At 65.8% G+C, this 8,649-nt stretch carries 9 protein-coding genes; 4 read left to right on the forward strand and 5 right to left on the reverse strand.

Going from position 1 to position 8,649, the window contains the following annotated elements; genetic code table 11:
• On the reverse strand, positions 1-1,640 hold a 1,640-nt coding region (locus NHG85_RS04310; RefSeq protein WP_253330149.1), incomplete at its 3' end, for a heavy metal translocating P-type ATPase.
• Between the two features lie 85 nt (positions 1,641-1,725).
• Between NHG85_RS04310 and NHG85_RS04315 the strand changes: the two genes are divergently transcribed.
• On the forward strand, positions 1,726-2,568 hold the full coding sequence (locus NHG85_RS04315) for a universal stress protein (protein ID WP_253330151.1): 843 nt from the start codon (positions 1,726-1,728) through the stop codon (positions 2,566-2,568).
• Between the two features lie 3 nt (positions 2,569-2,571).
• On the opposite strand, the gene fnrL is transcribed toward NHG85_RS04315, so the two are convergent.
• Positions 2,572-3,297, reverse strand: a complete 726-nt coding sequence (gene fnrL / locus NHG85_RS04320; RefSeq protein ID WP_253330153.1) for a transcriptional regulator FnrL — start codon at positions 3,295-3,297, stop codon at positions 2,572-2,574.
• Positions 3,298-3,353: 56 nt separating this feature from the next.
• Complete coding sequence (locus NHG85_RS04325; protein WP_256500096.1) at positions 3,354-3,827, reverse strand: RrF2 family transcriptional regulator; 474 nt, start codon at positions 3,825-3,827, stop codon at positions 3,354-3,356.
• A gap of 85 nt (positions 3,828-3,912) precedes the next feature.
• On the opposite strand from NHG85_RS04325, the gene hmpA reads away from it, so the two are divergent.
• From hmpA to NHG85_RS04340, 3 genes are all read left to right on the forward strand, one after another.
• Complete coding sequence (gene hmpA / locus NHG85_RS04330; RefSeq protein WP_253330157.1) at positions 3,913-5,106, forward strand: NO-inducible flavohemoprotein; 1,194 nt, start codon at positions 3,913-3,915, stop codon at positions 5,104-5,106.
• A gap of 167 nt (positions 5,107-5,273) precedes the next feature.
• Entirely contained in the window at positions 5,274-5,411 is a 138-nt protein-coding gene (locus tag NHG85_RS04335; protein ID WP_253330159.1) for a hypothetical protein, read from the forward strand.
• A gap of 41 nt (positions 5,412-5,452) precedes the next feature.
• Positions 5,453-6,877: a C69 family dipeptidase gene (locus NHG85_RS04340; protein WP_253330161.1), complete on the forward strand. Its 1,425-nt coding sequence runs from the start codon at positions 5,453-5,455 to the stop codon at positions 6,875-6,877.
• Positions 6,878-7,005: 128 nt separating this feature from the next.
• On the opposite strand, the gene NHG85_RS04345 is transcribed toward NHG85_RS04340, so the two are convergent.
• Complete coding sequence (locus NHG85_RS04345) at positions 7,006-8,007, reverse strand: 4-hydroxyproline epimerase (RefSeq protein ID WP_253330163.1); 1,002 nt, start codon at positions 8,005-8,007, stop codon at positions 7,006-7,008.
• Positions 8,004-8,649: NAD(P)/FAD-dependent oxidoreductase (locus NHG85_RS04350; protein WP_253330165.1), on the reverse strand; the 646-nt coding region annotated here is incomplete at its 5' end. The genes NHG85_RS04345 and NHG85_RS04350, both read right to left, overlap by 4 nt.

Below are 8,649 nucleotides of genomic sequence, written 5' to 3' on the forward strand. Positions count from 1 at the left end.
CCGATCTGGTGGCGCGACCCTCTCGCGAGCGCATGGGCGATGGCCCGCTCCTCGCGGCCCGAAGGCCCCGCGCCGATCTTCGGCAGACCGGTGGTCAGCGTGCCGGTCTTGTCGAACACCACCCGATCGATCTCGGCCAGCCGCTCCAGCGCCCCGCCGTCCTTCATCAGCACGCCCTCGCGCATCAACCGCCCCGCCGCCACCACATGCGCCACCGGCACGGCAAGGCCGAGTGCGCAGGGGCAGGTGATGATCAGCACGCTGATCGCGACGAAGGCAGACGTTTGCCAGTCGCGCGTGACCCACAGCCAACCCGCGAAGGTCACGAGTGCGAGGAGATGCACGACGGGCGCATAGAGCCGCGCCGCCCGGTCGGCGATGCGCACATAGCTGCCACGTCCGCCTTCGGCAGCACCCAGCATCCGCATCATCTCGGCGAGGAAGGAAGTGCTGGCGGGGCGCAGCACCTCGACCTCGATCTCCCCCGTGAGGTTCAGCGTGCCAGCCTCGAGATCCGTGCCCGGTCCGGCAGACACGGGCATTGCCTCGCCGGTAACGATCGATCGATCGAGGTCGGTGGCCCCGCGCCGGATCCGTGCATCTACCGGCAGCCGTTCGCCAGCCGCGACAAGCAGCACCATACCCGGCGCGATCACCTCCTTGGGAAGCCATTCCCGACCGCCATCCGCAAGCTGGCGCATGGCGCCTTTCGGCGCGAGTTTCGCGAGGCTCGTGACGGCGCTACGGGCGCGGTCCCGCATCAGCTGGTCGAGATAGCGCCCTGTCAGCAGGAAGAAGAGCAAGGTCACGGCCGCATCGAAGAACACTTCGTCGCCGCCACGCGCTGTTTCGAACAGGCTCAGCGCCACTGCCAGAAGAATTGCAAGCGTGATCGGCACGTCCATGTTGAGCCGTCGGACCTTCAACGCCGATAACGCCGATCGAAAGAAGGGCTGCCCCGCATAGGCCACGACCGGCACCGCGATCAGCGCCGAGATCAGATGGAACGTCTCGCGCATGGCACCGTCTGCACCGGACCAGACCGCGACCGAAAGCAGCATGACGTTCATCGCGCCGAAACCCGCCACCGCCATGGCGCGCAGCAACCCCGGCCCCTCACCCTTCGGATCCGCTTGCTGATCAGCCTCGACAGGGTGAACCTCGTGGCCGAGAGCTTCGAGCCTCTCAAGGACCGGACGTGGATCTTCATCGGCCCGCGCCAGGATCACCCGCACCTGCTTGAGGGTCAGGTTGGCCCGCGCCGACACGACTTGAGGCAGTTCGGCCAGGGATCGTTCGACCGCAGCCACGCAACCGCCACAACGCAGTCCCGATACCGAAAGCAGGCAGACCCCCTGCCCGGCTTCCATCGGTCGGACCATCGTTTGTCGCTCGGCGCGCGCCCGCTCGTCGGACGCCGGAATATGTTGGTCGGAGTTCGGACTCATCGCGGTCTTTCGGATCCTCACATGCTGGCCGAAGCCGGGCGTTGCGGCCTGTACTTCGGCCGAGATACACGCGCGCCCTTGGGCACTCGTATTCCCGGGGTGTGGCAGCAATCGATCCGAAGGGATTTGATCCAGATCAAACGGGCGGTCGGTTTTTGCCCTGCGGCAGAAGAACCTTGGGATCCGCCTCATGCGGCGCGCACAAGTTGATCGACATCAAGGTGTCCGATCGTCGGACCCGTCTACATCGCGGCTGTCGCTTCAAGGAAAGACTGCCATGCCCCATGGAACCATCGCCGTGCTCGCCACCGACTCCACCCTCGATCACGGCGCAATCCTCACCGCGCTCTGTGTGAGCGATACGCAGGACACGCATCTCGATATCCATTGCATCGGCTTGGAAAGCCCCGTCCCCGATGCCTTTGCCATGGAGTCGGCCGCACCGCTCAGCTGGCCGCACGATGGCGCAGCCCTGGCCCGCGCCGAAGCACTCGAGGCCGATCTGCGACCGATCGTTCCGAAACACCGCTGCAACGTCGCCTTCTGCCGGCAGACGCTTCGCGTAAGGTCGGTCGGCAGCGAGTTGCCCCCGGTGATACGATTTGCCGACTGGATCGTCGCCGCAGCGCCCCATGATACGCAGGATCGGTCTTCGCAGGTCGCAGTTTTGGAAGCCGCGCTCTTCGTAGGCGGGTTGCCGGTGATCGTGGTGCCGAAAGAAGGTATCGAAATCGCCCGCGCTCCAACCCGCATTGCGGTGGCCTGGGATGGCAGCCGAGAGGCGTTGGCGGCCGTGCGCAGCACCCTGCCGATCCTACGGCGTGCGCAACTCGTCGATGTGGTCGTCGTCGATCCTGATATACGCCATGGCGATCGTTCGGACCCGGGCGGAAATCTTGCGCTCTTTCTGGCTCGGAACGGCGTGCATGTAGAAATCAACGTCCTTTCACGCAGCCGGCCACGCATCTGCGACATCTTGTGCCGTCACGGGTTCGAGACAGGCGCAGAAGCGATGGTCATGGGCGCATTCGGCCATTCTCGACTGCGCGAAACGCTGTTCGGCAGCACCACCCGCGACATGCTACGCGCGTCGCGGATCCCGCTGATCCTGGCCCGTTAGGGATCAGGCCCGCATCGCGCCATCCCCGGTTTCGGCGTCGAGACGAGCGAGATCGGGAATATGAACCCGTCTCTTGCCGTCCAGTCCGATCACGCCATCCCGGTTTAGTTGGTTGATCTGTCGACTCACCGTTTCGAGCGTCAATCCAAGATACTCCGACATCGCCTCCCGTGTCAGCGGCAGCTCGAGCCGGATGTCGTGGGTCTTGGGTGCCATGTCAAAGCTGGCCTCGCGTCGGGCAACCGAAGCCAGCAGGCTGGCTATGCGCTCGCGTGCGGTCTTGCGACCAAGCACCAGCATCCAGTCACGCGCAGCATCCAATTCATCGAGGGTCATCTCCAGAAGCCGCTCTGCGACATGTGGCGTATCGCGGAGCAGCCGCTCGAACGGCGCACGGCGAAAGCAACACAAGGTGACGGCGCTCGCCGCCGTAACGTCGTAGATCGTGCTGTCACGACCGGGCCGCCCGATGAAATCCGAGGGCAACAGCAGGCCGACCATCTGGACACGACCATCCTCCATGGTCTGCGACAGCGTCGCGACGCCAGAGACGACCGAGCCGACGAAGCTCATGGGATCGCCGGCCCAGGCAATCCTCTGTCCGGCTTCGTAGCGCCTGTAGACCTTGATCTGTTCCAGCTGAGCCAGTTCGGTCTCGTCGCAGCGCGCACAGACGGCCCGGTGACGGATGCCACAATCGGTACAGCGAAGGTTCAATCTGTGTGGCATGAAGGTCTCTCTTCGAGTCGAGGCGTCGGCAATCTTCGAAACGGGATGATCACGGTTCAATCTGCAGGGCACTGCACTGGATCAGCTGCGTTTTGCGATGGCCCCGCGGAAGTGGGGATGTCGAAAAGGGCGCGCAGCATATGGCTTCGGTTTGCGATATCACTCAGCCGATAGCCGTCGAGTACTGCAAGGAACGCTTGCATCGCCTCGGCCAGAACATCGGGCAAGCCGCAAGCAGGTGCGATCAGGCAACCCGTGCAGTCCACCAGGCTGTCCTCACCCTCGGTATGGCGCACCAGGGCCCCGAGGCTGATCTCGCTGGCCGGGCGCGCCAGCCGCAACCCACCATGACGGCCTCGCACCGGCTCGATAAACCCTGCACGGCCAAGGCCTTGTGCGATCTTCATGAGGTGGTTGTGGGAGATGCCGTAGGTCTGGGCGATGTGACGGATCGAAACCAACTCGTCACCCGATGTGGCGAGCTGGATCATGGCGCGGAGGGCGTAGTCGGAATGGCGGCTGAGCTTCATAATGTCACATTAGATGTATTCCATTTGAATGTATAGCAGGTCGGGAATAGAGGCATTCTTGAAGCATGTATGAATGGAGCCCCCCATGCCGACAGCTCTCTCCCCCCGAACCGTTGCTTTGGTAAAGGCGAGCGTCCCTGCGCTCGAAGCGCATGGCCCCGCGATCACCGAAGCCATGTATCGCCGCCTGTTCCGCGACCCGCAGATCGCGGCACTGTTCAACCACGCCAATCAAAGGAGCGGCGCGCAACGCTTCGCGCTCGCGAATGCGGTGCTTGCCTATGCGCGCCACATCGAAAACCCGGCGGCTCTTGGCGCGGCAATCGAGAGAATTGCGCAAAAGCATGTCGGCTACGCAATCCTGCCGGAGCACTACCCGCATGTCGCCGGCGCGCTTCTGGGTGCCATGGAGGATATCCTCGGCGAGGCCGCCACGCCGGAGCTTCTTGCTGCCTGGGGGCAAGCCTACTGGTTTCTGGCCGAGATACTGCAAGCGCGCGAGACCGAGATCCGGGAGGCCAACGAAGTGCAGCCCGGCAGCTGGACCGGCTGGCGGCGCTTTGTCGTCGCAGAGCGTCATAGCGAAAGCGATGCGATCACGTCCTTCATACTGCGCCCCGAAGATGACGGGCCGGTCGTGCCGCACCGGGCAGGTCAGTATCTGACGCTTCGCTTCGATGCGGCCGGTCTCGAGGGCGCAAAGCGCAACTACTCCATATCCTGTGGAGCGAATGCCACGCATTATCGGATCACCGTCAAGCGCGAGCATGATGGCGAAGTCTCGGGCTTTTTGCATGATAGAGCCGTTGAAGGCACGGTGCTCGAAGCCACGGCTCCCGCAGGTGATTTCTACCTTGCCGAGCGTCCGGATCGCCCTGTTTTGCTGCTATCGGGCGGAGTTGGCCTGACGCCAATGGTCAGCATGCTTGAAGTGATCGCCGACCGGCATCCGAAGCTGCCGACATGGTATATCCATGCCACGACAGACCGGGCAAACCATGCGCTCGGCGCTCATGTCCACGCTTTGGCCAAACGCCATGGGCAGGTCTCGACGGCTACGTTCTACGACGATCACGTCACAGGCAGTGATGCAATGAGGGGACGAATTACGGTGGACTGGCTGCGTGAGAACACGCCTCTGCAAGAGGCCGAAATCTATCTATGCGGCCCCAAGCCCTTCATGCGTAGCCTGATTACCGGACTGCTTCAGGACGGCATTCCCGTCGATCGGATTCACTATGAAATATTCGGCCCGGGCGATGAAGACCTTGCAGCCTGACCGATAAGGCAAACGCTTCTCGCCTCCTGCCGGAGTTCGAGGAGCGAACATGTCGAATACAGAGAGAGAGGCAGGATCTAGCGGCGCACCTACCGGACACGCAAGGAAGCCAGATGGAGGTAATCGACCGTATTCCATCGTCATACGGAATTTGAATTGGCGGCCCCGTGACCACCATCGGCTACGCCCGTATCCCGGCCGAACTGCAGGACATCGCCACCCAACGCCGTGAACGGATGCTCCCATGGGCCTGTCCCCTCAACGCGGAAAGCTCGCGCTTTGCGATCCGCAGGACGATACGGTAGCGCGGTGACGATCAAGAGACACGCGACGGGAGAGGTATGCGATGAGCTACGCGCTGTATGTCGGCCGGGCGCTGAGTGGCGCGGGTCATGCCTGGCTCGCGGGCTACGGCGACGAGCCGTCGGGCCATTGGCTGCAGGTGAGCCCGGGCCGTGACCACGCGCCGGGTGCGACGATCACCGTCGGCGTCACCCCGCAGGCCGATCTGCCGGGCCGGTTGAGCGAGATCCCGCAGGCAGCCCGCACGGCCCGGCACATGGGCGTGAACTACAGCCACTATCTCGGCGCCCCGGCGCCGCTGACCAATGGCGGTGTGAACGAACACGGTGTCGCGGTGCGCGATGTCTGGTCGCCGTCCCGCCCCGAACTGGTGGCGATGACACCGCCGGACCAGACCGGTCCGAATTATTCGGACCTCGCCCGCATCGTGCTCGAACGCGCCCGCAGCGCCCGCGAGGGCGTGGAAATCATCGGCGCCTTGATCGCGGCGCATGGCCATAGCAGCTATGGCGGCAATTCGCACCTGATAGCCGATGCCGAGGAAGGCTGGCTCGTCGTCGAGTTCGCGGGCGGGCTGGGGCTCTGGGTGGCCGAGCGGCTCGGCCCGCACGACATCCGCGCCGCGCGCCCCGGCCATGTCGGCCTCATTGCGCAAGAGCCGGACGGAGAGGTGCTGTATTCGGAGCGGTTCATTGAGACGGCGCAGCGACTCGGCTGGCACGTCCCCGGCACCCCGTTCGACGTGAACCGGGTCTATGGCGACGGGCGCGGACGCAGGCCGGGTTCGGTCTGGATCGAGGAAGAGATGACGCGCCGCGCCGCCCGGCCCGGCGGCCTGACGCTCAGCGACATGATCTGGGCGGTCGCGACGCCCCGGTTGACCGGCGACAGCGCAGGATACGGGCAGATCGTACCTCTGCAGCCCGACCGCCCGGCAATGCTGCGGATGATGTGGCACGCGCCCTCGGGCCCGGTGACGACGCCGCTGGTGCCGGTGTTTCTCGGCATCGACCACGTGCCGCCCGAATACGACCGCCGCCGCCATCTCGGTCGCGGTGAAAGCGCCCGCTTCGTCGACCGGGCGAGCGAGGTGACGGGCGAGGACGCCATATCCGAGGTGCCGCAGGGCGTGGTCTCGACCCGCGCCGCCATCGCGGTGTTCAAGCGACTGATGCACCTTGCCTTTCAGGGCGGGGAGCCCTGGGTCGAGGAGATCTCGGCGCATTGGCGGCGCGTCGAGCGCGGCATGGCAGAGGAACTCGACGATGTCAGGCGCAGCGCCGAGATCCTGATCGCCGCCGAAGCGCCGGATCTGGCGCGGCGTCTGCTCGATGAGCATGTCAGGACACGGCTGCTGCGCGTGCTGGCCGAGGCCGAGGCGCTGGCGGCAGGCTACGAGGCGCGGCTGCGCGCGGGTCCGGGCCTCAACATGGGTGCGGTGCCGAAGGGCCCCGACCGGATCTGGTAGAAGCCCTGATCCGGCCCGCTTGATCCTGCCTGACCCGCGAACGAGACCCGGAAGCGTGGACCGAGCCCCCTGCAGAGATGCTTTCCAACCCTCCCCCGTTTCGGCACCAAAGCGCTGCGGACGCGGGATCAGATCACCACGAAGCCATGCGCAAAGGGATCGCGGTCGTCGATGGTGATGGTGTTGAAGCCGGTGACCCGTGCCCATCCCGCGATCGAGGGGATGATCGCCGGGGATCCCGCCACCGTCGTCGTGGCCTCGACCCGGCCCCGAAACAGCGAGCCGATGATGCTTTCATGCACGAAGGCATCGCCCGGGTTCAGCAACCCCTTGGCCGCGAGTTGCGCCATGCGCGCCGAGGTGCCGGTGCCGCAGGGCGACCGGTCGATCGCCTTGTCGCCGTAGAACACGGCGTTGCGCGCGTCGGCCTGCGGATCGCGCGGCGCGCCGGTCCACAGGATATGGCTCAGCCCAGAAATCGCGGGCTGTTCGGGATGGACGAACGCCTGCGCCTCGTTCAGCGCCCGGCGCAGCCTCAAGCTGAGCGCGACCAGCTGCGCGGCCGAGAAATCGGCGAGGTCGGCGTAGTTTCTCTGCGGCTCGACGATGGCGTAGAAATTGCCGCCATAGGCCACGTCGACGGTGATCTCCCCCAGCCCCTCGACCTTCACGGTGAGCCCTTGGGTATGAAGAAAGGCCGGCACGTTGGTCAGCCGCACCTCCTCGATGAAGCCCCCCTCGTGTCGGTAGGTGACGTCGATCCGTCCCGCCGGGGTGTCGAGCCGCAGCCGCCCCGGCGTTTCGGGCCGCATCAGGCCGTGTTCCAGCGCGATGGTCACGGTGCCGATCGTGCCATGGCCGCACATCGGCAGGCAGCCCGAGGTTTCGATGAACAGCACGCCCGCGTCGCAGTCGGGCCGGGTCGGCGGGTAGAGGATCGCGCCGGACATCTGGTCGTGGCCGCGCGGCTCGAACATCAGCCCGGTGCGGATCCAGTCGTACTCGGCCAGAAAATGCGCGCGGCGCTCCAGCATGGTCTCGCCGCGCAGCTCCGGCGCGCCCCCGGTGACGAGGCGGACCGGATTGCCGCAGGTATGCCCGTCGATGCAGGGAAAAACATGCCGGGTCATGCGAGCCTCGCGAAACGTGTCGGTGCAAACGGGGTGAGGTCGATCTGGGGCGCCTGCCCGGTCAGCAGATCGGCCACGATGCGCGCGGTGCCAACCGACTGGGTCAGGCCGAGATGGCCGTGGCCGAAGGCGCAGATCACGTCGTCTTGCCCCGGCAACAGGCCGATGGCGGGCAGGCTGTCCGGCAGAGAGGGGCGAAACCCCATCCAGCGCGTGCCGCCTTGCGGGCGCAGCCCCGGCAGAAAGGCGGCGGCCTTTTGCAGCATCGCATCGGCGCGCGCCCAGTTCGGCGGCAGGTCGAGCCCGCCCAGCTCCACCGCGCCGCCGACCCGCAGGCCCGAGGCGAGCTTGGAGACCACAAAGCCATGCGCCCCGAAGGTAAGCTGCATCCGCAGATCGAAGGCGTCTTCGGGCAGCGTGGTGTTGTAGCCGCGCTCGGTCTCCAGCGGGATCGCGATCCCCGCCGTCCGCGTCAACCGGTGCGAGAACGCCCCGGCGGCGATCACCACCCGGCCCCGAAGCTCGCCTGCCTCGGTGCGCAGCCCCCCGGGGATCAGCGCGCGCGCCTCGCCGATCTCGATCGTGCCGCCCCGCGCGCGCACCCGCTCGGCCAGCGCCAGCGTGTAATCCTTGGGGTCGGAG

It is taken from the genome of Limimaricola litoreus (assembly GCF_024159025.1).
Classification (GTDB): domain Bacteria; phylum Pseudomonadota; class Alphaproteobacteria; order Rhodobacterales; family Rhodobacteraceae; genus Limimaricola; species Limimaricola litoreus.